22 protein-coding genes and 2 pseudogenes are annotated in these 22,555 nt (G+C 65.7%); 7 read left to right on the forward strand and 17 right to left on the reverse strand.

Annotated features, from left to right (window positions below; translation table 11 throughout):
• Position 1: 1 nt before the first annotated feature.
• Positions 2 to 976: a nicotinate-nucleotide--dimethylbenzimidazole phosphoribosyltransferase gene (locus PVE73_RS13990; RefSeq protein WP_277362838.1), complete on the reverse strand. Its 975-nt coding sequence runs from the start codon at positions 974 to 976 to the stop codon at positions 2 to 4.
• A gap of 121 nt (positions 977 to 1,097) precedes the next feature.
• Between PVE73_RS13990 and PVE73_RS13995 the strand changes: the two genes are divergently transcribed.
• Together PVE73_RS13995 and PVE73_RS14000 are read left to right on the forward strand one after the other, a co-directional pair.
• Entirely contained in the window at positions 1,098 to 1,331 is a 234-nt protein-coding gene (locus PVE73_RS13995) for a DUF1289 domain-containing protein (RefSeq protein WP_277362839.1), read from the forward strand.
• Between the two features lie 3 nt (positions 1,332 to 1,334).
• Positions 1,335 to 2,033, forward strand: coding sequence for a TIGR02281 family clan AA aspartic protease (locus PVE73_RS14000; protein WP_277362840.1), 699 nt, complete (start codon positions 1,335 to 1,337; stop codon positions 2,031 to 2,033).
• An 11-nt stretch (positions 2,034 to 2,044) separates the two neighbouring features.
• Here PVE73_RS14000 and dusA read toward each other — a convergent pair whose 3' ends face one another.
• A complete protein-coding gene (dusA, locus tag PVE73_RS14005) occupies positions 2,045 to 3,001 on the reverse strand; it encodes a tRNA dihydrouridine(20/20a) synthase DusA (RefSeq protein ID WP_277362841.1) in 957 nt (318 codons plus the stop codon).
• 167 nt (positions 3,002 to 3,168) lie between these two features.
• On the opposite strand from dusA, the gene PVE73_RS14010 reads away from it, so the two are divergent.
• On the forward strand, positions 3,169 to 3,978 hold the full coding sequence (locus PVE73_RS14010; protein WP_277362842.1) for a tyrosine-type recombinase/integrase: 810 nt from the start codon (positions 3,169 to 3,171) through the stop codon (positions 3,976 to 3,978).
• Here PVE73_RS14010 and PVE73_RS14015 read toward each other — a convergent pair.
• The 11 genes and pseudogenes from PVE73_RS14015 to PVE73_RS14065 all read right to left on the reverse strand — a co-directional run bounded on the left by PVE73_RS14015 (position 3,973) and on the right by PVE73_RS14065 (position 15,232).
• Positions 3,973 to 5,083: pseudogene (locus PVE73_RS14015) on the reverse strand (IS3 family transposase). The gene PVE73_RS14010 and the pseudogene PVE73_RS14015 sit on opposite strands and share 6 nt — an antisense overlap.
• 28 nt (positions 5,084 to 5,111) lie before the next feature.
• Positions 5,112 to 5,713 (reverse strand): annotated as a pseudogene (locus tag PVE73_RS14020) (TRAP transporter substrate-binding protein).
• A gap of 123 nt (positions 5,714 to 5,836) precedes the next feature.
• Positions 5,837 to 6,880: a hypothetical protein gene (locus PVE73_RS14025; protein ID WP_277362843.1), complete on the reverse strand. Its 1,044-nt coding sequence runs from the start codon at positions 6,878 to 6,880 to the stop codon at positions 5,837 to 5,839.
• A complete protein-coding gene (locus PVE73_RS14030; protein WP_277362844.1) occupies positions 6,870 to 7,481 on the reverse strand; it encodes a DAK2 domain-containing protein in 612 nt (203 codons plus the stop codon). The genes PVE73_RS14025 and PVE73_RS14030 overlap by 11 nt, the downstream gene beginning before the upstream one ends.
• On the reverse strand, positions 7,478 to 8,479 hold the full coding sequence (locus tag PVE73_RS14035) for a dihydroxyacetone kinase subunit DhaK (RefSeq protein ID WP_277362845.1): 1,002 nt from the start codon (positions 8,477 to 8,479) through the stop codon (positions 7,478 to 7,480). Before PVE73_RS14035 ends, PVE73_RS14030 begins: the two co-directional genes overlap by 4 nt.
• 11 nt (positions 8,480 to 8,490) lie before the next feature.
• On the reverse strand, positions 8,491 to 10,233 hold the full coding sequence (locus PVE73_RS14040) for an acetolactate synthase catalytic subunit (RefSeq protein WP_277362846.1): 1,743 nt from the start codon (positions 10,231 to 10,233) through the stop codon (positions 8,491 to 8,493).
• Entirely contained in the window at positions 10,230 to 11,111 is an 882-nt protein-coding gene (locus PVE73_RS14045) for a hypothetical protein (protein ID WP_277362847.1), read from the reverse strand. Before PVE73_RS14045 ends, PVE73_RS14040 begins: the two co-directional genes overlap by 4 nt.
• Positions 11,108 to 11,998, reverse strand: coding sequence for a CoA-transferase (locus PVE73_RS14050; RefSeq protein WP_277362848.1), 891 nt, complete (start codon positions 11,996 to 11,998; stop codon positions 11,108 to 11,110). The genes PVE73_RS14045 and PVE73_RS14050 overlap by 4 nt, the downstream gene beginning before the upstream one ends.
• A gap of 10 nt (positions 11,999 to 12,008) precedes the next feature.
• Positions 12,009 to 12,965 (reverse strand): ABC transporter permease, encoded by a 957-nt coding sequence (locus tag PVE73_RS14055; protein ID WP_277362849.1) that lies wholly within the window; start codon positions 12,963 to 12,965, stop codon positions 12,009 to 12,011.
• Between the two features lie 128 nt (positions 12,966 to 13,093).
• Positions 13,094 to 14,056, reverse strand: coding sequence for a sugar ABC transporter substrate-binding protein (locus PVE73_RS14060; protein ID WP_277362850.1), 963 nt, complete (start codon positions 14,054 to 14,056; stop codon positions 13,094 to 13,096).
• Between the two features lie 156 nt (positions 14,057 to 14,212).
• On the reverse strand, positions 14,213 to 15,232 hold the full coding sequence (locus PVE73_RS14065) for a LacI family DNA-binding transcriptional regulator (protein WP_277362851.1): 1,020 nt from the start codon (positions 15,230 to 15,232) through the stop codon (positions 14,213 to 14,215).
• A 126-nt stretch (positions 15,233 to 15,358) separates the two neighbouring features.
• Between PVE73_RS14065 and PVE73_RS14070 the strand changes: the two genes are divergently transcribed.
• Genes PVE73_RS14070 through PVE73_RS14085 form a run of 4 tightly spaced genes read left to right on the forward strand, consistent with a single transcriptional unit; the run spans position 15,359 to position 18,728 of the window.
• Entirely contained in the window at positions 15,359 to 16,153 is a 795-nt protein-coding gene (locus tag PVE73_RS14070) for an ATP-binding cassette domain-containing protein (RefSeq protein WP_277362852.1), read from the forward strand.
• A complete protein-coding gene (locus tag PVE73_RS14075; RefSeq protein WP_277362853.1) occupies positions 16,146 to 17,072 on the forward strand; it encodes a CoA-transferase in 927 nt (308 codons plus the stop codon). Before PVE73_RS14070 ends, PVE73_RS14075 begins: the two co-directional genes overlap by 8 nt.
• On the forward strand, positions 17,069 to 17,827 hold the full coding sequence (locus PVE73_RS14080; protein WP_277362854.1) for a CoA-transferase: 759 nt from the start codon (positions 17,069 to 17,071) through the stop codon (positions 17,825 to 17,827). Before PVE73_RS14075 ends, PVE73_RS14080 begins: the two co-directional genes overlap by 4 nt.
• 1 nt (position 17,828) lies before the next feature.
• Complete coding sequence (locus PVE73_RS14085; RefSeq protein WP_277362855.1) at positions 17,829 to 18,728, forward strand: CoA-transferase; 900 nt, start codon at positions 17,829 to 17,831, stop codon at positions 18,726 to 18,728.
• Positions 18,729 to 18,764: 36 nt separating this feature from the next.
• Here PVE73_RS14085 and PVE73_RS14090 read toward each other — a convergent pair whose 3' ends face one another.
• From PVE73_RS14090 to PVE73_RS14105, 4 genes are read right to left on the reverse strand one after another with little or no spacing between them, the layout of a single operon-like run.
• Positions 18,765 to 19,958, reverse strand: coding sequence for a CoA transferase (locus tag PVE73_RS14090; RefSeq protein ID WP_277362856.1), 1,194 nt, complete (start codon positions 19,956 to 19,958; stop codon positions 18,765 to 18,767).
• Positions 19,955 to 20,794, reverse strand: a complete 840-nt coding sequence (locus PVE73_RS14095; RefSeq protein ID WP_277362857.1) for a CoA-transferase — start codon at positions 20,792 to 20,794, stop codon at positions 19,955 to 19,957. The genes PVE73_RS14090 and PVE73_RS14095 overlap by 4 nt, the downstream gene beginning before the upstream one ends.
• Positions 20,791 to 21,687 carry a CoA-transferase gene (locus tag PVE73_RS14100; RefSeq protein ID WP_277362858.1) on the reverse strand — a complete coding sequence of 299 codons (897 nt, stop codon included), beginning with the start codon at positions 21,685 to 21,687 and terminating at the stop codon, positions 20,791 to 20,793. The genes PVE73_RS14095 and PVE73_RS14100 overlap by 4 nt, the downstream gene beginning before the upstream one ends.
• The gene (locus tag PVE73_RS14105; RefSeq protein WP_277362859.1) at positions 21,684 to 22,526 is read right to left on the reverse strand and encodes an ATP-binding cassette domain-containing protein; all 843 of its coding nucleotides are present in this window, start codon (positions 22,524 to 22,526) and stop codon (positions 21,684 to 21,686) included. Before PVE73_RS14105 ends, PVE73_RS14100 begins: the two co-directional genes overlap by 4 nt.
• Positions 22,527 to 22,555: the final 29 nt, after the last annotated feature.

Raw genomic sequence — 22,555 nt, forward strand, 5'->3', positions numbered from 1 at the left:
CCTACGCTTTCCGGCTGCGGGCGCGGACCTCTGCCAGCCCCACGGACATGTCCCCCGCCGCACGCACGAGGCCGGCTGCAAGTGCGGCCGCCATCCCGCCATCCGTCGCGCCGTCGAGATTGAGAAGGGGCCGCAGGCCGATCGCCGCTGCCGCTTCCCGATGAGCGTCCGAGACCGCCGAAGCTAGCAGGCAATGGTCCAGCGCCTCCTGGTTGAGCGCGTGAAGCGCGGCGCCCGCGGCCGTGGCAGCAAGCCCGTCGAGGATCACGGCCACCTTTTGCGTGCGCGCGGCGAGGATGGCGCCTGCCAGCGCGGCGATCTCGCGGCCGGCAAGCCGCCGCATCGCTTCCAGCGGATCTCCCAGATGGCCGCGATGCAGTTCCATTGCCTGTTGGGTGATCGCGCGACTCCCCTGCCCCGCCTCGGCCCATTCGGCGCCAGTCTGATCGGACAAGGCGCTGATGAGCGCCATGGCCGAGAGGTCGCCGGCGCGGTCCACCGTGCCCAGACAGATCAGGTCGGCACCGGTCGCCACCGCTTCCATGCCGAAAGCCATGGTGGCGGCTGCCGCCCGCTCGTCGAGCGCGGGGCCCGTCGAGAAATCCTCCACCGGCATTTCGAGTGCGAGATCGAAGACGTTGAGTCCGAGATTGCTGCTCGCGCAGAGATGGCTGACGGGTGCGGCGCCTGCCGCGATCGCCTCCACGTGCGCCTGCGCCTCACCCACCGGATCTGCAGTGCCAAGCCGGCGTGACACGGCATGCGAGGCGGCGAAGAGCGCGATCGTGGGCCTTGCCACGCGCGCCGGCGCATGCCCGGCGACGGCCGCCAGCCACTCGATGATCTCCGCCAGGCGTCCGAGCGATCCGCCCCCGGCGGGAAGGGCCTCGCGTGCGCGCGCAGCTGCCGCCTCGTCCAGCGCCGGAAGGCCGGCAATCAGGTTGCGGATATCGTCGAAAGGTAGGCCGCTCGTCATGTGATTGTCCCGATTGTCTCCTAGCGCGGGGCCGGGCATAACGGCTCGACATGCGCATGGCAATGGCGCGCCTTGCGTCCGCCCGTCGCGGCACCCATGTGCAGGCAAAGGACTTTTTCGCATGACGGCAATCGAATCCCCCTGCATCCTGATCTGCTCGATCGACGAGAAATCGGGCTACTGTTTCGGTTGCGGCCGCACACGCGGAGAGATTGCCGCCTGGCTCACCATGACGCCGGCGGACCGCCGGATGGTGATGGAAACGCTGCCGGCGCGCCTGGCGACGGTGGAGCGCAGGCCGCGGCGGGAAACCCGGCGTGCGCGGCTCGCGCGCGAGCGGGCCGAAAGGGCTTAAATCATGGGGCTCTTCTGGATCGCCATCGCGGTCATGGCGGCGGGTGTGGGACTTCTCGTCGCCAACCATGACAGCGGCACCGTCTTTGGCATGGCGAATGATTCCTTCGCCTCCATGCTCTATCTCAGCCTCTGGGCGGCCGTGCTCATCGTCGGCCTTTTCGGCGCACGCACCCGTTTTCGCAACACCGCGCGCGACCTCGCCTACTGGCTCCTGATCCTTCTCGTCCTTATGACGGGCTATCAGTACCGCTACGAACTCCAGGACGTGGCGAGCCGGCTCACCGCCGGCCTTATTCCGGGAAGCCCGATGAGCATCAGCGACTCGTCGCGGGCCGCCGTCATGATCGACAAGGCGGCCAACGGCCATTTCGAGGTGCGGATGCAGGCAAACGGCACGACGATCCGCGCCGTCGTGGATACCGGGGCAACGACGACCGCCCTGACGGCCCGGGATGCCGTCAGGGCGGGTATCGATACGGGCGCTCTCGTCTATGCAACGCCGGTCATGACGGCAAACGGCCGCGCGATGGCGGCGCGCGCCAGCCTCGATTCGCTGCGCATCGGCTCGATCGAGCGCGACGGCGTGCCGATCCTCGTGGCCGAGCCCGGCCAGCTCGACCAGAGCCTTCTCGGAATGCAGTTCCTGAGCGGCCTCTCGAGCTTCGAGATGCGAGGCGACCGGCTGATCCTGACGGATTAGCCCAGGATGGGTCAGGCCGCTTCGTCCTGCGCGCCGGGGGCGACCTCCAGGAACGCCCGATGCAGGACCTCCGGTCCCGCGCCGGGCCGTGTCGCATCAGTGGATAGGATCTGCCGGAAGCGCCTTGCCCCTCCCCGGCCGTGGAAGAGGCCCGTCATGTGGCGTGTCACGTGGGAAAGCTTCCCGCCCTGCTCGATGTGTCGCGCGGCATAGGCGGCCATGGCGTCCACGACGTCGGGCAGCATCGGAGCCCGCTCCGCCTCGCCGTAGATGCGGGCATCGACGGCCGCGAGAATACCGGGCGTGTGATAAGCGGAACGCCCGAGCATCACGCCGTCCACGTGGGCAAGATGCGTGGCGGCTTCATCGATCGTCTGGACGCCGCCATTGATGCCGATGAACTTTTTGGAAAGGCGCTCCTTGAGCCGGTAGACGCGGCCGTAATCGAGCGGCGGAATGTCCCGGTTCTCGCGCGGGCTCAGCCCCTGCAGCCACGCCTTGCGCGCATGCACCCAAAGCGCGTCCGCACCGGCGGAAAACACCGCGTCGGCGAGGCGGTCCAGCGCCTCCTCGGGATTCTGATCGTCCACCCCTATACGGCATTTCACGGTGACCGGTATGGCCACGCTCTCCTTCATCGCCGCAACGCAGGCTCCGACAAGGTCAGGCACTTTCATGAGGCAGGCGCCGAAGGTGCCCGACTGCACCCGGTCCGAGGGACAGCCGACATTGAGATTGATCTCGTCATAGCCGAAGGCGGCTCCGATCCGAGCGGCCTCGGCAAGCTTTGCCGGCTCACTGCCGCCGAGCTGGAGTGCTACGGGATATTCGGCCTCGTCGAAGCCGAGCAAGCGCTCGCGGTTGCCATGGATCACGGCATCCGCCACCACCATCTCGGTGTAGAGCAGCGCGCGCCGCGTAAGCTGGCGATGGAAGAAGCGGCAATGCCGGTCCGTCCAATCCATCATGGGCGCGACGGCGAATATTTTCTGTTGGTTTTTCAATGATTTATGATACATTTCAACCAGATCAGATCATGAACACCGTGCACCAATTTGACCAAATTGCACGGGTTTGTACCTCGTTTGATCTCTCTGTGCACGGAAATCGCACGGATTGAAAGGACTGCACGGCCATGGCAACAATAATTCGCACCAAGGAGGGAAGCTGGCGTGTTCAGGTCCGTCGGAAGGGCAAGTACGCATCACAAACCTTTAGGCTCAAATCGCTCGCCGACGAATGGGCTGTCGAAACTGAACGTCTAATCGATCTAGGCGGCGACCCGACCTATCAGCGTATACGCGATCCGAAGACGGTCGGCGACCTCATCGATCTTCATGTTTCTGACTTGCACGAAGTTGGGCGGCCCCTTCGCCGATCCAAGCAGGCGGTAATGGATGCCCTCAAGCGTGATCTGGGTGCGACCCGGATCAAGCGTCTCGATCGCGCAGCAGTCATCAAATATGGGCAACAACGCGCCAAACAAGGGGCCGGACCCGTAACGCTCGCCGTGGACCTTTCATACCTCCGAACGGTGCTCACGCACGCGGCGGCAATTCACGGCATTTCGGTCGACACCGAAAGCGTCCGCCTTGCTGCCCGCACCGCCCTCACCCGGCTTGGCCTCGTCGGCCGGTCATTCGAGCGAGATCGGCGCCCTACCGAAGACGAGATCGATGCGCTGCTCGATTACTTCGACAATAAGACCAACGCGATCATTCCGATGGGTCGGATCGTCCGCTTTGCGATCGCCACGGCCATGTGTCAGGAAGAGATCTGCAAGATCGAGTGGGAAGACGTCGATCTGAAGAAGCGGATTGTCGTCGTCCGTGACAGGAAAGATCCGCGCCGCAAGGATGGCAACCATCAAAAGGTACCCCTCCTCAACCTTGCAGGTTTTGATGCATGGCATCTGACCTGCTCCCCTGAATGTACCCATTCATAGGCTAGCCCTGTTCACGTTGTGGTCCATTGCGGACCGGGTTGCAAATTCGTTCGGGGTGAGCCCCTCGAGGCTCGTGTGCGGTCGGTGCAGATTGTAGTCGATGCGCCAGGCCTCGATGATCTCGCGGGCATGATGGTAGCTGCGGAATAAATGCTCATTGAGACACTCATCCCTTAGCCGGCCATTGAAGCTTTCCACGAAGCCGTTCTGCATTGGTTTTCCCGGCGCGATGTAGTGCCATTCGACGCCGCGATCCTGCTGCCAGGCGAGCATGGCGTTTGACGTCAGCTCCGTGCCGTTGTCGCGGACAACCATGCAGGGGTAGCCACGCCGTTCGGCGATCGCATCCAGTTCGCGTGCGACACGTTCGCCCGAGATCGAGTTATCGACCACCGTCGCCAGGCATTCCCGGCTGAAGTCGTCGATCACGCACAGGATGCGGAAGCGGCGTCCGTCAACCAACGTGTCCGACACGAAGTCGAGGCTCCATCTCTGGTTTGGATCCTGCGGGATGGCCATCGGTGCTCTTGTGCCCAGAGCCCGTTTGCGGCCGCCGCGTTTTCGGACCGTCAGCCGCTCTTCCTTGTAAATCCGGTAGAGCTTCTTCCAGTTCACCGCGACGCCCTCCCGCTTCAAAGCAGGTGCAGGCGGCGGTAGCCGAACCGCCGTCGCTCCGATGACAGCTCCCGCAAACGTTCTCGCAGAGCAGCATCGTCCGGCCGGCTGGATATGTATCGGTAGACGCGCGGCGCAATGCCAACCAGGTCGCACGCCCGCCGCTGCGAGTAGCTCGTCTTCTCGACTGCCCAACTCACGGCATTCCTCCTCGAGCCGGGCGTCAGAAGTTTTTTGTCAGCATCTCGCGGAGCGTCGACACATCCATCATTGACTCCGCCAGAAGCTTCTTCAGGCGTGCATTCTCCTCCTCCAGCGCCTTCAGCCGTTTGGCCTCCGACACCTCCATGCCGCCATACTTCTTGCGCCAGGTGTAGAAGGTCGCATCCGAGATGCCATGCTTGCGGCACAACTCGCTGGCCGTCATGCCCGCCTGATGCTCCTTCAGAATGCCGATGATCTGTTCCTCCGAGAACCGTGATCGTTTCATTGCCTGTCTCCTTTTGTTGAGGAACAGGCTAACCCAAAATCGGGAACATCTCAGGGGAGCAGGTCAAGGTCGTGCTGGGGCCGGACTCCATACCATCGGCAACGCCGGTTTGCAGCGATGTGTAGGCCTCGGTGAAGGCCGTGGGTGTGGGTATCGCGCCCAAGGCCTTTGCCATGCCCACATAAAGCGGCGCCTCCGGAACGCGCAGCTTGTAGTTCTGCAGCTCCGCGAGCGTATTGAAAGATTTGACGGAGTTGATGCTGTGCGGGCCCTCATAGCCAAAGCCGAGGATCTCGTAACCTCGCATGTTGGCAAGGGCGTTGATGTCACGGGTTTCCGGATAAGGAATGGCAGCTCGAGCGTGTAGAACTCGGGCACGAAGCGGCCGAGGCCGCCGCCTCCGCTCATGACCATCTCAATCGAACCGCGACGGACCCCTTCGGACGCTTTCCGTTCGTTGCCGAGTTGGTTGTTGCAAAAAACCTCCACGCGGACATCGCCATTGGTGCCTTCATCGACGAATTTTGCAAAATTGTGCGCCTGGACGCACATGGGGTGGTTTTCCGGATAGAGGTTCGAGAGCCGGATATTGTAGGTCTGAGCGACGGCCGGGCCTGCCATGCTTCCCATTACAAAGATGGCGAGCCCGGTGCCTGCCCGGCGAATGCCACCGGAATGTCTGGTGGTGACTATGGCGTTCGCGGCCGCTGGCAATGCGCCCAAACGATCGCCGCGCTATGCGGCGACGTGCCGTCAGTTCGGCACCTCACAGCTTGCCCAACCAACGGTGGTGAGCTTGCCGTCGGACCGGCGCCGGATCCAAACCTCGGCGTCGATACGCTTGCCTTCCTCGACGCTCTCTACGCCGGTGACGAAAGCCGTCGCTGTGATTGGATCAAACACCTCGAGCGTGTTTACGAACTTCACCCGCAGCCAACCTTTGGTGAACCAGTGCTGTCCGAAGGCGCGCGTCAGGCATTCACCGAGGACGCCCACCTGCTGCTGGCCCTGCACGATCGGCACCCGAAGCTTGCCCTCGCGTGCGATCAGGAAATCGCTGTGTATGTTGCGGACATATTCGCCGATCCGGGAGAAGACGGCCGCCTGCTCCGCCGTAATGACCTTGTGGAGCGCGGCGAGGACGTCGCCGGGACGGCTGTCGCTGCCGAAGCTCTGCACAACACGTGCGTCGGGCGGTACTTCGCCGCTCACCTTGCGTTCGGGCGTGCTGCTGCCGCGTCCGGCGAGGGTGCCGGGAACGGTGCGCAGGATCTCCACGCCACGGTGGCGGACGATCGAACGCCCATCCTCACCCACCGCCCGGGCTTCCATGACCACATAGCCCTGCCCTCGCCGCTCACAAGCCTCGACATACGAGCCCGAGAGGGTCACCCGTTCGCCCAGATAGACCGGGCTGTCGAACCACATCTGCTCCTCGGTGTGGAAGCCCACGGTCTTGGAACCGGCATATTTCAGTGTGAAGAGCTGCACCAGATCATTGCCCAGGAGGCATGCGTGGCCGATGCGTCGGCGGTCGAACGGGCTCGCAGCGAGCGTCCAGGGGTTGTAGTCGTCCTGGGTGAAGGCGAAGCGCTTGATCTTGTGGTCGTCGATGGTGACCGTCACCGGTCCGAATTCCTCCGGGATCTCGAGGTTCTCAAAGATCGGTTCCTTGAGGCCGGCCTCGAGATCGTCCACATGGGCCGCGCGACGCGGATCGGTGAGATCACGCCAAGGCTGCGGTTGCGGGATGCTGTCACACGCATCGCGCGGAGGCATCATGTGCTTAACCGTCATTTTCCATCTCCTTATCGTCCAGCAGCAAGGCCACTGCGAGCATTCCTGGATCGTCCTCTCCCTTGCTGCGTTCGGAAAACCTCCTGGCGCGCCCGATCCGGCACGGTCTGTCGCGGAACTCATCGAGCACAGCTCTCGCGGCAGCGGCCGCCGTGGCGCGCGTGGCGGGTCCTTCCTCGAGCGCCCGGGCGATGGCCGCAACGCTGTCGACGACCGTCTTGTCGCCGGGCGCGGCTTTGCCGCGGGCCGCCACCGCATCGCGTATGGCCGCGACAACGCGGCCCAAGTCGGCGGTGTCGAGCTTGTCCTCGGCCGCCTTGGCCTCCTTGGCCAGGGTCGTGGCGGCAGTCGCCACGAGCGTTCCGAGGCTCGATCCGGTCTCCTTCATGGCCGCCTGCGCGAGGCGCATGGCCGCTTCCGACAGCCCGGACGCCGCTTCCACATTTGCAGCCGCCATTGCCTGGATCACCCGGCGCAGCATCGATCCGGTGTCGCCGTCGCCCAGCTTGCCATCGGCCGCGTTGAGCCTTTGCTCCTCGCGTGCAATGGCCACATCGAGGCTTGCGATGAACCCTGCGAGACCGGCGGCAGATATGCTCACGCGGCGACCCTCCAGAACGGACAAGCGGCCGGCGCGCGGATCAGAGCCTCGAGCTCGCTGTCGAGCGTCATGATCGATAGGGAAGCGCCCGCCATCTCCATGGATGTGACGTAATTGCCGACCATGGGACTGACCGCCTGCAGCCCGGCATCCTTCAGCCGCATCGAGATCCGCCGCCACAGGATATAGAGCTCCTCCAGCGGGGTTGCGCCGAGCCCGTTGAGCAGCGGCACCACGCGGCCGCCTCGGCCCGGTGCGAGTTCCGCCATGATGCGGTCGAAGAGCTCGTCGGCAACCGCATCCGCCCTGGCGACGGGCGCGCGCCAGATACCGGGTTCGCCGTGGATGCCCATTCCCATTTCCATCTGATCTTCCGGGATCTCGAAATTCGGGGCTTCGGCTGTGGGCACCCTGCACGGCGACAGGGCGACGCCCATCGACCGCGTGGCCGCGCCGGCCTTGCGCGCCACCGCCGCGACCTCGGCCAAGCTGCGATCCTCGGCTGCGGCCGCGCCCGCCGCCTTGTAGAGCAGGACGATGCCGGCGACGCCGCGCCGCTTGTCGGCTTCTTCCTGCCCCGCGCTTGCCACGTCGTCCGCCCCCAGCACGGTCTCGCAGTCGATGCCTTCCAGTCCGGTCATCTCGGTAGCCATGTCGAAGTTCATCCGGTCGCCGCCGTAATTGCCGTAGAGGCACAGCACGCCGGCGCCGCGATTTGCCGCGCGTATGGCGTCGATACAGCTCTGGACGTTCGGTCCCTCGAAAACGTTTCCGACCGCGCAGGCATCGAGCAGACCGTCCCCCACATAGCCCGTGAAGAGCGGCAGATGGCCGGAACCCCCGCCGGTGGCAATGCCGACCTTGCCCTCCGCCGCAGGGTGCGCGCGCGAAACGCATCGGCCGCTTTCACCACCCAGCGTCAGCTCGGGGTGAGCCGCCACTAGGCCGGCGAGCATCTCCTCGACGTAGTGGGATGGATCGTTGATCAGCTTTTTCATTTGATCCTCGCCTAGTAATCCAGTCGCCTGCTGCCTTCGAAAATGGTGACCGGCGGATATGCCCTTTCATCCGTGACGACGTCGATCACCGTCGTCTTGCTGGAGGACATCGCGGTCTTCAACGCTGGCAGGAAAGCGTGCGGATCCTCGATCCTGACGCCCTCCACCCCGCAGGCGCGCGCGATGGCGGCGTGGTCGACCGCGGTGAAGTCGCAGACATCGCTGTGGGCACCCCAGATCACCTTCTCGGCGTGCTTCTGGTAGCCGAGGATCTGGTTGTTCAGCACGATCAAGGTGACGCCGAGCCCCATGCGCCGCGACGTCTCGAGTTCGGACCAGACATGTGCGAAGCCGCCATCGCCGACGAGACCCACGACCCGCGCGCCCGGATGCGCCGCCTTTGCCCCGAGCGCAAAGGGAAGCCCCCAGCCGAGGCCGGCGAGGCCGCGCGGGGTGACGAAGCGTTGCCCTGCCCTCTGCGCTTCCAGGAAATTAGCCACCCAGACAGAGGAGTAACTGGCGTCCGCCACGACGATGTCGTCCGGGCGCAGCACGGAATTCAGATCGCGCATCAGGCGCTCGGGCCGAACCGGAGCCATGTCCATATCGACGACGCTTTCCACTTCCTGCGCGTGCGCGCGCCGGCCTGCCGCGATGGCGCTCTCGACGCTTGGGCGCTCCTTATGTCTGCGCGACAGATCGCGCGCGCTCATGGCCTCGGTGAGCGCCTCGAGCGCAAGCCTGGCATCCGCCACGATACGCACCTCGGCCTCGTAGTTGCGGCCGATCTCCTGCGGATCGATGTCGATCTGGATATAGCGCGCGCGCCTTGGATAGAGCTCCCAGCTGTCGGTGCCGTTCTGGTTCGTCCGGTTGCCGACCAGGAGTACGACGTCGGCTTCCTCCACCATGGAACGGAGGAACTTGGTGCGCCCGCGCGTGCCCATGAAATAGCCGACCGGCCCGACGCTCAGGGGATGCGTCTCGCTGACCGCGCCCTTGCCCATCGAAGTGGTCGCGACCGGCAGAGACGCCGATTCCTGCAAAGCCGCCAATGCCTCTGCGGCGTCGGAGACATGGATGCCGCCGCCGGCAATGATCAGTGGCGCCCGTGCGCCGGCAAGCAGATCGGCCGCCTGGGCTATCGCCGCGGGATCGGCGCCCGGGCGATCGAGCGGAAAGTGGCCCAGGCTTGCCTGGCGCGCATGCCCCGCTCCCCCAACGGTCTCGTCGAACAGATCGATCGGCGCAATCAGGACGGCAGGGCCCGGGCGTCCCGAGGCCGCGGCGGTGAAGGCCATATCGATATAGTCGTCGATCCGCTCCGCCTCGCTGACCCGCCTGATCCACTTTGCCACGCCCTTGAAGAGATCGAGATGATCGAGCTCCTGGAACGCATTGCGGTCGGTCATCTTGCGGTGAACGTCCTGGACGATGGCAACCACGGGGATGGATGCCTTCAGCGCCTCCGCCAGTCCCGCCACCAGCAGGGTCGCGGCGGGGCCGTTCTGTCCGGTCACCACAGGCACCTTGCGGCTGACGCGGGCATAAGCGTCGGCCATTGCCGCCCCGGCGTTCTCGGTGCGATAGCCGATCTGGCGGATACCGTATTCCGGCGCTGCGAGAAAAAGCGCCGAAGGAATCGACTGGCCGAAAATGACCTCGACTCCATGACGCTTCAACGCGGCGGCGAAGACATGCGCGCCGGTCGTGTTGGCGCCCGTGGCAGCAGCGCTTGCGGTCTGGGAATTCATTTCACAACTCCGGTTTTCGGGGCTTCGTCGGCCCCGCCTGGTTTGGGCAAGAGGAGACCGCGCCGGTCTATGATCTCGCGGATCAGATTCAGCGTGTCCGGGCCCGGCGCCGGCGTGACGGGCACGTCGTCCAGCGGGCCAAGGTCGAAGCCCGTTGCGGCGCGCAGCGTCTCCTCATCCACGCCGGCGTGGATCGAGCGCACCTTCATCCGGCCGGCATCTTCGTCGAAATCGAAGATGCAGAGCGGGGTCATCACGAAGCGCGGGCCGCCCCATTCAATGCCGAGCGCCTCGCGACCCCTGCGGCCGCCGGGGAAGCCGACGCCAGAGACGAAATCGACCTTGTCGACGAAGACCCTCGCCTCGTGGCGGGGCATCATCACGTATTCGCGGCGGAAGCAGGCCATGTGTTCGGGCTGCAGGATGGGACCGACGAGCCGGACTTTCGGCCGGTCGTGCGGGCCTATGCAGACCGAGTTGATGTTGCCCACCCGATCCACCTGAACGGCCGAGGAAAAGCCGAAGGTCACGTCTCCGCGCTTCAGCGCCCATTGGCCGGGATAGTCCCGCGTCCTCGCCTCGGCCGGCAGGTCGCGCAATTGTGCGTCGTGCTCGCAATCCGGCATGCGGTCGAGGCTGGAAAGATCGGGATTGTGATAGCAGCCGGCAAGCAGCATCGTCAGGTCGGGCGCGTGCGTCCGGCGGGCAAGTTCCATCGCCACGACGGGAATGCCCGTGCCCCATACCGCCGCCGCCTCGCCGGTCAGAAGGCCGGTGAAACCGACCTCGCGATCGGCCATGTCGGCCGCCAGGACAGAAGCCAGCGTTTCGTAAAGCGTCGCAGGGGCCATGTCGGCGGCAGCGCGTTCGGCGGTCACGTCAGGTCTCCCATATCGATGAGCTTCGCCAGGCGCGCGCCGCCGATCGCGTCCAGATAGGCATCGTTGCCGGCGACCCGCACATGCATGTCGAGCCAGGCGGCGAGCGCATCCTCGCTTTCGGCGGCCGCGACCCAGTCGGCATAGGCCTGCCGGTCGGCGTTATAGGCGCCGAGCGCCGGCGTCGGGTGCGCGCCCCATGGCATCTCCACCACCGCTTCGACGCGGTAGGAAGGGATCTGCACTTGGTTGGCGTGCCGGCGGATGAAGGCATTGTCGACGATCTTCTCCGCGGTCACGATCACCCGGTCGCAGGAGCGCGCCATCAGGACGTCGTTGGACTGGGGCAGGAGATGCTTTGCGGGAATCACCACATTTCCGCGTTCATCGGCGGCCAGCGCGTGGATCACCACCACATCGGGATTGGCCGCCGGCACCGCATACATGACGCGCCCGGTAAGGGGACAGTCGAACTTGCGGATGGAAGGGTTCGTGGAAACGATGTCTAGCCCGCCGAGGAAGGGCACGGGCCAGAAGGGCAGATTTTCCTGGTTCGCGCGGAAGCGGTCCCAGCTCACCATCTCGGGATAGTCGACGACGCGCACCCGCCCGGCCTCCACTGCGCGGCGGAACTGCCGCGCCAGGCCGAACGCCTCGAGCCCCACATAGGAGGTTTCCACCACGTCGACAGCGCCTACCGCCGCCAGGAGATCGACCTCGTATGACTGGGCCGAGCCGACCACGGTCAGCGCCTTCCGCCCCTGGCGCACGAGCTCGCGCACGAAGCCCATGGGCTTTTGGTAGACGGCGAAGCCGCCGAAGGCGATGCGGGCTCCGTCGGGCACGCTCCGAGCGGCTTCTGCGGGGGAGATCAGCTTGGACGGCATGGGGAGAACCTCACTTGCGCAGCATCGACCACCAGACGGCGAGGATGATCACCAGTCCCTGGGCGATGAGGAAGATGACGGGATCGATGCCGTTCAGCACGAGCCCGTTGCGCAGCACGGCGACGAAGAAGACGCCGAGCACCGTGCCGATGATGCGGCCCTTGCCGCCGGACAGGACCGTGCCGCCGACGATGACGGCCGCGATGACGTCGAGCTCCATCAGCTCGCCGACCGTCGGGCTGCCTGCGTTGAGGCGCCCCACGAGCATCATCCCGCCAAGTGCCGCGAGCACCTGGACGATGACCATCACCGTGATCCTGAGCCGGCCGACCTTGACCCCGTAGCGGCGCGCCGTTTCCGCGTCCCCGCCGATGGCATAGAGGTGCCGGCCGAAAGGCATGCTGGACAGAACGATCCAGCCGATGGCGATGACCACCGCCATGATCCACACCGGGAACGGCAGGCCGAACAGCTCGCCGTACCAGACCGTCTCCAGGAAGCGCGGCATCGGCCCGATGGTCAGGCCGTCGCTGACGTAAAACGCCATGCCGCGCAGTGCCGAGAGCAGGCCGAGCGTGGTGATGAAGGTGGGTATGCCCCAGACCACCCTCAGCACGCCCGTGAACATGCCCACCAGCGCGGCGAATGCGAGGACGATCAGCGCCGAGAGCGCGATTGGAATGCCTGCCTGCACCGTGAAGACGGCAAACAGCGTTCCGGCCAGGCCCACCTGTGCGCCGACCGACAGATCGATCTCGCCGGTGACGATCACCATCGTCATGCCCACGGCGATGATCGCAATGACCGAGGTCTGCTGCAGGAGGGTGACGAAGTTCTCGACGGAGAGAAAATTCTGGGCGGTCGCCGAGAATACCGCGACCAGCGCAACAAGCGCGATCGCGACGCCGATTTCAGCCCGCCAGGCAGCCAGGTTCAAGGCGTAATGCCCGGCCCGGGGCTTTTGCATGATTTCGGAGCTTCCTGTCATGGAGGCCGCTTCCCTGCTGTTCACGATAGACGACAAGCCCTGCGAAGGAGGGCACGGAGCGCCCCTGCAAGCACCCGCAGGACCGCCCTGTTGCCGGGAGGATGCGCTTATTGCGCCAGCGATTTCACCAGATCGAGATAGGACTGGACGCCCTGCGGATCGTCACGGCTGTAGAGCCGCACGTCGACCTTCACCTCGCGCGGAGGGTTTTCGCCGCGCACGCTCTTGGCAGCGGTCTCGACCGCGGCGAAGCCGATGCGGTAAGGCTGCTGGTCGGATACGGCATGCACGTTGCCGTCGGGGTCCAGCATGGCCTCAGCCAGTTCCTGGCTCATGTCGACGCCGAAGAGCTTCACATCGCTCTCGGTGCAACGGGCGGCCGCTGCGGCACCCGACAGCGAACCGGAATTCGACGCCCAGACCGCGGCCACGTCGGGGGTGCGCTGCAGGATCATCTCAAGCGCGGTGGCCCCCTGCTCCGGCGTTGCCGCGGCGATCTCGTTGACCACCTCGATCCCCTCGCCCTCGAGCTTCGACATCGCGCCTTTGAGCCGGGTCTGCATGTTGGGATTGGTCGGCGGCAGGGTGATCAGCGCGATCTTGCCGCCTCCGGCTGCGTCGAGCTCCTCGCGCATCTTGCCCGCCACGGTCGCGGCGAGATCGAAGCTGTCGACGCCGATCGTATGGCTGGCGACATCGGGATCGGCAAGCCTGGTGTCGTAATCGACGACGACGATGCCGCGTTCGGCGGCCCGCTTGACGGCCGCGACCGAAGCCTGCGTGTCGAGCGGCGGCAGGATGATCGCGTCGACCCCACGGGTGGCGAAGTCCTCCACGACCTGGGCTTCGGTGGCAAGCTGACGGCGGTTCAGGCCGACATTCAAGCTGACGCCATATTCCTTGGCGGCGTCGGCCATGCCGCGCTCGACCTGCTGCCAGAACTGCGAATCCCGCGCATAGATCAGCGCGCCGATCGAAATTTCCTTGTCCTGTGCGTGTGCGGGAGCGGACGTCAGCGCCGTCGCTACGAGCCCGAGCACGGCAATGGCACGCTTGCAATTTATCTTCATGGTTCTCCTCCCGGATAAGCGGCCGCTTTTGCGGCGTTGCCGAGACCGTCCGCGGGCTCCAAGGCCTTGACGGACTCGAATGATGGGCGAAAATAAAAATAAAAACGTTTCTATTAGGAATTAATGGGAGGAGACTCGTGGTGTCAAGACATAACTTCAGCCGACGTGGAGGGGGGCGGTCGTGCCGCGCACGACGAGTTGCGTCGGCAGGATAAGCGTCTCGGGCGCACGATCCGGCTCGTCGATCCGCTTCAGGAGCAGACGGGCGGCCGCGGCGCCGATCGCGCGCTTCTCCAGGCGGATGGTCGTCAGGTCGACGGCCTTGATGGCCGCAAGCTCGATATCGTCGAGTCCCACCACCGAGATATCGCGCGGCACCTGGATGCCGCGCTCGGACAACCCCTGGATGAGGCCGATGGCGTTCACGTCGTTGCTGGCGAAGATGCAGCTGGGCGGCTCGCGAAGGCCGGAGAAGAAGCCCGCGGCCGTCAGTCCCATCTCGAAACTGTAGCGGCCCTGAAAGATCAGCGATTCGGTATCGGCAAGGCCGAGTTCTGCCGCCGTCGCCCGGAAAGCGGCCAAGCGCTCCTGGGCCGAGCTCGACATCAGGGGACCCGTCACGAAACCGACCCGCCGGTGTCCGATCCGCCAGACATAGCGCAATGCCTCGTTGAGACCTCCTACATTGTCGGATCCCACATAGTCGAGCGTGACGCGGGGGTGGCGCCGCTGAACCAGCACCGCCGGGACCCTCGACAGAAGCTCGCGGACCCTCTCGTCGTCGAGATGCTGGGAAATCAGGACGAGCCCGTCCACCTGGCGGTCGATCAGAGCCCGCATGGCATTGACCTGCCGTTCCAGATCGCCGTCGGTGTTGCCGAGAAGGATGGTGTAGCCGGCGCCGAGCGCCACGTCCTCGACGCCGCGCACGAAGGCGGATGCGGAGGGATTTGCGACGTCCTCGATCAGGACACCGAAGGCGAAGCTGCGCTGCGCGCGCAGCGAGCGGGCGACGATGGACGCCCGGTAGCCGAGGCGCTCCGCCGCCGCCAGGACATAGGCGCGTGTTTCGGGCTTCACCAGCGACTTTCCCGCCAGAGCGTTGGACACGGTGGAAAGAGCAAGCCCGGTCTCGCGGGCGACATCCTTGATTGTAATTCGTTTCTGATCCTGCACGCTGGCCTCGTTGACAGTCCTGGCATCTGGAGCTATCAGAATAAAAACGTTTTCATGCGGTACGCTGTCAAGAACTAGCCGCTTGCGGCGCCCCTGTCGATACCGCAGCGCATATGGGAGGACGGCATGAACGAAGGCCATAAGCGCACCGTCGGCGCGGTGCTTCTGCGCACCCGCGGGCTGGCGAAGAGCTATGGTGCGGTGGACGCGCTGCGCGGCGTCGATCTCGATATTCGCCGCGGGGAGACGGTGGCGCTGGTCGGCGACAATGGCGCGGGCAAATCGACTTTGGTCAAGCTGATCTCAGGCGCGATCCAGCCGACGGCGGGCGAAATCGAGTTCGAAGGCCGTCAGGTTCGCTTCGGCTCCACCGATGCGGCGCGGGCGCATGGGATCGAGACGGTCTATCAGGACCTCGGGCTTTGCAACAATCTCACGGTTTCCGAGAACGTCTTCCTCGGCCGCGAGCAGACGGTCGGCTGGGGTCCTCTGCTTTTCCTGGCCAAGCGGGAGATGGCACGGCGCACGAGCGAAGCGCTGAGAGGCCTGACGATCAACGTGCCGCCGGCCGCCGCCAGCGTCTCCGGTCTTTCGGGTGGCCAGCGCCAGGCGGTCTCCCTGGCGCGGACGAAGCTGTGGAAAAGCGCGCTGGTGATGCTCGACGAACCGACGGCGGCGCTCGGCGTGCAGGAGACCGAGCGCGCCATGGAGGCCGTCCGCCGGCTGCAGCAGGACGGTGTCGCGATCCTGCTCATCACGCATCAGATGCCGATGGCCCTGAAAATGGCGGACCGGGTGGTCGTGCTCAGGCGCGGCGAAAAAGTTGGGGACGTGCCCACGGCCGGTGTCACCGGCGACGATCTCGTGGCGCTGATCACAGGCGCGCGCGAGCGCCGGATCGAGATGGCCGAAAATGCCTGACAAGCTCGTCTCCCTCGAGGAAGCCCTCGCGCTGGTTCCGGACGGCTGCGCAATCACGGCGGGCGGCTTTGCCCATTCGCATCAGCCGATGGGCTTCTTCCGCGCCCTGATCGCGGAGGGGCGCAAGGATCTATCGATCATGGGCGTTGCCGAATGCTGGGTGGCCGAATGGCTGGCCGCGGCGGGAATGCTGCGCCGGGCGTGGTTCTCGAACTTCATGTTCGAAGGTTTCGGCCGCTGCCGGCGGTTCTCGGAGGCAATCGAGGCGGGGGAGATCGAGACCGAAGACCACAGCCATTTCGGCATGGTCATGCGGCTGGTTGCGGGCGGCCAGCGCCTCCCCTTCATGCCGGTGCTGTCTCAAGGCGGCACGGACATCGTCTCGGTCGCAGGCTTCGAGCGGCCGGAGGACAAGGTGCAGTCCATGACCTCTCCCTTTCCCGACGGACGGGTCGTGACCGTCACCTCCCCGCTCAACCCGGACGTCGCGATCATTCACGCCGCGCGCGCCGATCGGCTGGGCAACGTCCAGCTCTTCGGCGCCTCCTCGGTAATCGAGGAGCAGACGGGCGCGGCGCGAAAGGTGATCGTGACCGTGGAAGAAATCGTGCCGTCCAGCACCTTCCGCGCCCGGCCGGAGGCAACGCTCCTGCCGGGCCTCATGGTCGACGCCGTGGTGCATCTCCCCTTCGGCGCCTGGCCGACAGGGGTCTATGGCTATCACGATCCCGACCTCCCCTTCCTGCGCGACTATTACGAGGCCTCTCGCGAACCCGCCGCCTGCAAGGCCTGGATCGACCGGCATGTGCGGTCCCCGCGCGATCACTGGGACTGGCTCGACCGCGCGGGGATCGTGCGGCTGCTGGCGCTGCGCACCGATCCGGTGCTCGGCTACCGCCCGGCGGAGGACAAGTCATGAGCAGGGACGCGCTTATGGCGGCGGCCGCCGCCCGCGAAATCGGCAACGGCGAAGTGGCCTTCATCGGCACCGGCCTTCCCATGGTGGCCGCCTATCTTGCGAAGGCGACGCACGCGCCGGACGTCACGCTGGTGTTCGAATCCGGGATCATCGACCCGGCTCCCCTCGAGCTTGCGACGGGCGTGGGCGAGTACCGTCTGGCTTATGGCGCGACCGCCATCAGGGGCACGCGCGCCGCCCTGTCGCTCCTCCAGCAGGGCAAGGTCGACATCGGCTTCCTCGGCACGGCCGAGATCGATGCCTACGGCAACCTCAACTCGACGGCCATAGGCGCCTATCGCCGGCCAGAAGTGCGGCTGCCGGGCTCCGGCGGGGCCAATGACATCGCCTCGATGGCGGCGCGCACCGTGATCATCGCCCGCACCGGAAAGCGGCGTTTCGTCGAAAGGCTCAATTACCTCACCACGCCCGGCCATCTCACCGGCCCCGGCGCACGGGAGGTCGCGGGCCTGCCGGGAGCCGGCCCCGTCCGCGTCATCACCGACATGGGGGTCCTCGGCTTCGATCCCGAGACCTTGAGAATGCGCGCGGAGCGCCTTTTTCCCGGCGTCACAATGGAGGCGCTGCAGGCCGAGATCGGGTTTCCCTTGGCGCCGCCGGAGGGGCCGGCTCAGGAGCCCTATCCCGGCTCCGAGACGATCGCCCTCCTGCGCCACATCGACCCGGAGGGGACCTACGTAAAGCTGGAGGACTGACGTGCCTGCACCGGACAAGACGGCGACACTCAAGGACGCCGCGGCGCTGATAAAGGACGGCGACGTGCTCGCCATCGGCGGCCACGCCAGCTGCGGCCACCCGATGGCGATGGTCGCCGAGATCGTGCGGCAGGGCCGGCGCAAGCTGCACCTCGCCGGCTTGAGCAACGGCATGGATTTCGACCTCCTGATCGGCGCCGGCTGCGCTTCGGCGGTCGAGACGTCCTATGTGGGAATCGGCGACCTCGGCCCGGCCCACGCCTATCGGCGCGCCGAGAGCGGGGCGCTGAAGGTGATCGAGCACTCCGAGACCACCGCGATGGCCCGCTTCCGCGCGACCGCCATGGGCCTGCCCTTCCTCCCCACCAGGACGGGGCTCGGAACCGACCTTCCAGAAACGGATCCGCATCTTACCCCGATCGAGGATCCCTATACGGGCGAAGCCTGGCTCGCCGTGCAAAGAATCGTGCCCGACGTGGCGGTCATCCATGCGCACAAGGCGGACCGCTTGGGCAACGTGCAACTCGATCGGGACGGCTGGCACGACAATTCGGCCGACGTCTATATCGCCCGCTCGGCAAGGACGGTGATCGTCACCGTCGAGCAGATCGTCAGCGAAGCGGCCATCAAGGCTCGCCCGATCGACACCATCCTGCCGTGCACGGACGTCACCTGCGTGGTCGAGGCGCCCTACGGCGCGCATCCCTGCTGCTGCGATGGCCGCTACGATTTCGACCTTGCGGCGCTGGCGGCCTACCACGAAGCCAGCGCCACCCCCGAGGGGCTTTCTTTCTGGATAGAGGACTGGGTGACCGGCCTCGGCAGCCACGATGCCTATCTCCAGAAACTGGGGAGCAAGCGCCTGATGGAGATCTCGACGAAGCGGACGGAGCGGATGTGAGCGTCGACGCCTGCCCTGCGGTCAGGACAATGCGCTTCAGACCACGCCCGTGCCGCGCAGCCTTTCCACCGCTTCGGAATCAAGGTGCAGCCATTCCTCAAGAACCTCCTCCGTATGCTCGCCGAGGCTCGGCGGAGGACGGCGCAGCGTCGGCGGCGTTTCGGAAAGATGCATGGTCAGGCCCGGTGTCGAGAACCGCCCGACCTTCGGATGCTCGATCTCCAGTATCTGGCGGCGGTGGCGCAGTTGCGGATTGCGGACCACCTCGTCGGGGGTCGCGACCTTGGCGCTGGGGACGCCTGCTCCGGCGAGCCTGTCGAGCACGGTCTCCGTATCGAGGGTAGAGAACCACGCAGCCACCTCGGCTTCCAGCGCCTCGACATTGGCAAGCCGGTCGTCCACGGTTGCAAAGCGGGGGTCCTCCGCGAGCTCGGGCCTGCCCATCGTCCGCGCAAGGCGGCGGAACAGCGCGTTTGTGCCGGACAGCAACAGGACGAAATCGCCCGATCCGGTCTCGAAGACATTCGCCGGCGCCGAGTAGCGATCGCGGTTGCCAATGCGCGTCAGCGTCTGATTGCCGTTGACCTGGCTCGAAACCGCCGTGGTCAGCATCGACACCGCCGTATCGAGGAGGGAGACGTCGACGAGTTGCCCCTGCCCCGTATCCTTGCGGGCAAGAAGAGCGCCGAGCGTCGCCGTCGCCCCGTACATCCCGGTCATGTAATCGACATAGAAAGTGCCTGCCAGCAGCGGCGGGCCGTCCGGCTGCCCGGTGAGCGACATCAGCCCGCTCATGGCTTGGGCTATGCCGTCGAAGCCGGGGCGCATCGCATACGGGCCGTCCTGGCCGAATCCCGAAAGCCGCGTCATCACCAGGCGCGGGTTGAGCTCGTGCAGCACGTCCCAGCCGCAGCCCATCGCCTCCATCGTGCCGGGGCGGAAGTTCTCGACGAGCACATCGGCCTCCGCCGCCATCCGGCGCAGCAGCTCCTGTGCCTCGGGGCTCCGGAAATTCAGTGTGATGGACCGCTTGTTGCGGTTGAGCGCCAGGGCGTAGAAGCTCTCGCCCGCCTGGAACGGCGGCAGGTGGCGGCTGTCGTCCCCGACGCCGGCCTTCTCGATCTTGACGACGTCGGCGCCCATGTCGCCGAGCAGCATCGCGCAATGCGGCCCGGCGATGAAGCGGGACAGATCCAGCACCTTCACGCCGGCCAGGATGGAACGAGTCATGCGAAGTTCTCCTTGAGACGCGGCATGAGCGCGCCGTGAGGGTCGATTTTCCTGCGGATCATGTGCACCTGCTCCGCCGAGGGTGCTGTCGTCTCCGGCACTTCTGCGTCGATTATCGGACGGAAGGACATGAGGTCGAGCACCTCCTCGACCGAAACGCCGGGGTGCACCGAGCGCAACCGCATTTGCCGGTCCGCCGTTTTGAAATCGAACACGGCTTTGTCGGTGACGCACAGCTGCGGCCCCGGTCCCGGCAGGCCCAGAGCGTCCCGGCTCTGGGCATCGCGGAAATGACCGAATGACGTCACGAAATCGACCCTTTCCACGAATGTGCGCCGGGACAGGTCGGTGACGATGATGGGCCTGCGGATGAAAGCGAAGTGCTCGGTCTGCGCGAGGCATCCCACCAGCCGGACCTTCGGCGATCCCCCGGCGTCGCCGATCTCGGTGATGTTCAGGTTGCCGAACCGGTCCACTTGGGGCGCGCTCTCGAAGCTGACGTCGAAGCGGCCGGCGGTCACCATGTCGATCTTATAACCGACATCGGCCGGCGAAGCGGCCGCCGGCCAGCGCGTATAGGTATCCTGCAGCAGCACCTCGGGAATGCCGTCGAGCGAGGGCGTGAGAAGATTGCCCCAGTAGATCGAGAAGCCGGGCGCATGGGTCATCTGCGCCAGCCGCGCCGCTGCGATCGGGATCCCGACCGCCAGCGTATAGGCCCGCGCCGCGGTGCCGAGGCCCACGAAGCCGAGCTCCCCGTCCCGTAATTCCGCTGCGATCGTGGCGATCATCAGTTCCTCGGTGGTGTAATCCACTGCTGCAGGGGCATCCGTCATGCAAACTCTCTCTCGCAAACATCGAGCCGCGACAGCCGCTCCTCGCCGCCTTGCTGCTTCAGATAGGCCTCGTGATCGGGCAGCGGCCGCACGTTGCGGTCCAGCCAATCGGCCGACGAGCCATTTCGCGCTGCCGAAAGCCAGTCTTCCAGCGCTGCCTCGTCCTCGTCATAGAACCCGTCGGTGGCGGTTGGATGCGCGCCGTGGGGAGCATGGACGATCCCCTCGACGAGCGCGTGCGGGATGTAGGTCAGCGCCGGGCGCCGGGCGATCTCGGCGTGGGGCACGATGCGCTCGACCGAAACGAAGAGCCTTCGCGACGCCGACGCCATCATCTGGTCGATGTCGTCGCTGTCGCGCACCACCGGCCACTGGACGTTGCCGTATTCGTCGGCGACATAGCCGTGCAGGATGGTGAAGTCCGCATCCGCCGCCTTCAGCGCCAGAACGGGCTTGCCGGTGAACGGGCAGGCGATGCGCTTCACCTCGTCGGGGCTCCTGGCCTCCATCCCGGTCCCGAGCAATGCGCGGTTGGGCAGAAAGTCCAGCCCCATCGCTCGCGCGCGGAAGCGCGCGACCATCGCGCTTTCGGAATAGTCGTGCGTCTCGATCCTGCCCTCCTCCGCCGCCCGGCGGAAATTGGGCGCGAGGCCGAGGCGGAAGAAGCCCGCATAGATGCCGTCCCAGCGGCGGACCGCGCCAGCGGCGGCGAGCATGTCCGTGGCGAGCGTCGTGGCCCAGGTCAAAAGGTGCAGGTCGCGCTTGCTCTGCCGCACCATCTCCCGCACGAACACCATGGGCTGACGCCGCAGGAGCGATCCGCCGACGGCAACGCTCGCCCCGTCGGGAATGCGCGAGACGGCCTCCGCCGCGCTGATCAGCTTCGTCCTCACGACAGGTGTTCCGCGCTTCGATGCGCGAGATGCGGAGGCAGACGGCCGCCGACGATCGTGTGCACCAGCGCGTCGTGCTCCACCTCGTCGCGCCTCACCGCGCCGATCATGCGCCCGTTCTTGAGGATGGCGATGCGATCCGCGATCTGGAAGACATGATCGAGATTGTGGGAGATGATCAGCACCGCATATCCCCTCTCCTTCAGGCGCTGGATAAAATCGAGGACGACCCGGCTCTCCTCCACCCCGAGTGCCGCCATAGGCTCGTCCATGATGATGAGGCGCACGTCCGCGTCGAGCAGAAGCCGTGCGATACCTACCGCCTGACGCTGCCCGCCGGAGAGCGAGCGCACGGGGCGGGTCATGTCCGGCTTGGGCAAGCCAAGCTCGTCGAACAACGCCTCGGTGCGGCGGCGCATTCCCGCGTGATCGAGGGAAGGTACGAGGCCGGCGATGCGGCGCTGCAGCTCGCGGCCCATGAAGACATTCTCCTGGACGGTGAACACATCCACCAACGCCAGATTCTGATACAGCGTCTCGATGCCCGCGGCGCGCGCGTCCTTGGGACTGTTCATCTCGACCTCGCGGCCGTCGATGCGGATGCTTCCCAGGGTTGGCCGGAGAACCCCCGAGATCATCTTGATGAAGGTGGACTTGCCCGCCCCGTTGTCGCCCACCAGCGCCAGCACCTCGTTCGGATAGACGTCGAGGTTGATCTGGTTGTTGGCGATGTGGCCGCCATAGGTCTTGGTCAGGCCCCGGATCGAAAGGAACGGCGCCGCCCCATCCGGCGAAGGCGCAGCGGCTTTCGAAGCAGCTTGTGTGTCAGCGGCGCTCATGACGGTCTCCTGTCCAGATGAGCCGGGTC

The organism is Chelativorans sp. AA-79, assembly GCF_029457495.1.
Taxonomy (GTDB): domain Bacteria; phylum Pseudomonadota; class Alphaproteobacteria; order Rhizobiales; family Rhizobiaceae; genus Chelativorans.

Bases quoted from the DNA above. Each gene is read 5' to 3' on its own strand.
- PVE73_RS13990 (WP_277362838.1), bottom strand. From the start codon at position 976: ATGACGAGCGGCCTACCTTTCGACGATATCCGCAACCTGATTGCCGGC.
- PVE73_RS13995 (WP_277362839.1), top strand. From the start codon at position 1,098: ATGACGGCAATCGAATCCCCCTGCATCCTGATCTGCTCGATCGACGAG.
- PVE73_RS14000 (WP_277362840.1), top strand. From the start codon at position 1,335: ATGGGGCTCTTCTGGATCGCCATCGCGGTCATGGCGGCGGGTGTGGGA.
- dusA (WP_277362841.1), bottom strand. From the start codon at position 3,001: ATGATGGATTGGACGGACCGGCATTGCCGCTTCTTCCATCGCCAGCTT.
- PVE73_RS14010 (WP_277362842.1), top strand. From the start codon at position 3,169: ATGGCAACAATAATTCGCACCAAGGAGGGAAGCTGGCGTGTTCAGGTC.
- PVE73_RS14025 (WP_277362843.1), bottom strand. From the start codon at position 6,880: ATGACGGTTAAGCACATGATGCCTCCGCGCGATGCGTGTGACAGCATC.
- PVE73_RS14035 (WP_277362845.1), bottom strand. From the start codon at position 8,479: ATGAAAAAGCTGATCAACGATCCATCCCACTACGTCGAGGAGATGCTC.
- PVE73_RS14040 (WP_277362846.1), bottom strand. From the start codon at position 10,233: ATGAATTCCCAGACCGCAAGCGCTGCTGCCACGGGCGCCAACACGACC.
- PVE73_RS14050 (WP_277362848.1), bottom strand. From the start codon at position 11,998: ATGCCGTCCAAGCTGATCTCCCCCGCAGAAGCCGCTCGGAGCGTGCCC.
- PVE73_RS14055 (WP_277362849.1), bottom strand. From the start codon at position 12,965: ATGCAAAAGCCCCGGGCCGGGCATTACGCCTTGAACCTGGCTGCCTGG.
- PVE73_RS14060 (WP_277362850.1), bottom strand. From the start codon at position 14,056: ATGAAGATAAATTGCAAGCGTGCCATTGCCGTGCTCGGGCTCGTAGCG.
- PVE73_RS14070 (WP_277362852.1), top strand. From the start codon at position 15,359: ATGAACGAAGGCCATAAGCGCACCGTCGGCGCGGTGCTTCTGCGCACC.
- PVE73_RS14075 (WP_277362853.1), top strand. From the start codon at position 16,146: ATGCCTGACAAGCTCGTCTCCCTCGAGGAAGCCCTCGCGCTGGTTCCG.
- PVE73_RS14080 (WP_277362854.1), top strand. From the start codon at position 17,069: ATGAGCAGGGACGCGCTTATGGCGGCGGCCGCCGCCCGCGAAATCGGC.
- PVE73_RS14090 (WP_277362856.1), bottom strand. From the start codon at position 19,958: ATGACTCGTTCCATCCTGGCCGGCGTGAAGGTGCTGGATCTGTCCCGC.
- PVE73_RS14095 (WP_277362857.1), bottom strand. From the start codon at position 20,794: ATGACGGATGCCCCTGCAGCAGTGGATTACACCACCGAGGAACTGATG.
- PVE73_RS14105 (WP_277362859.1), bottom strand. From the start codon at position 22,526: ATGAGCGCCGCTGACACACAAGCTGCTTCGAAAGCCGCTGCGCCTTCG.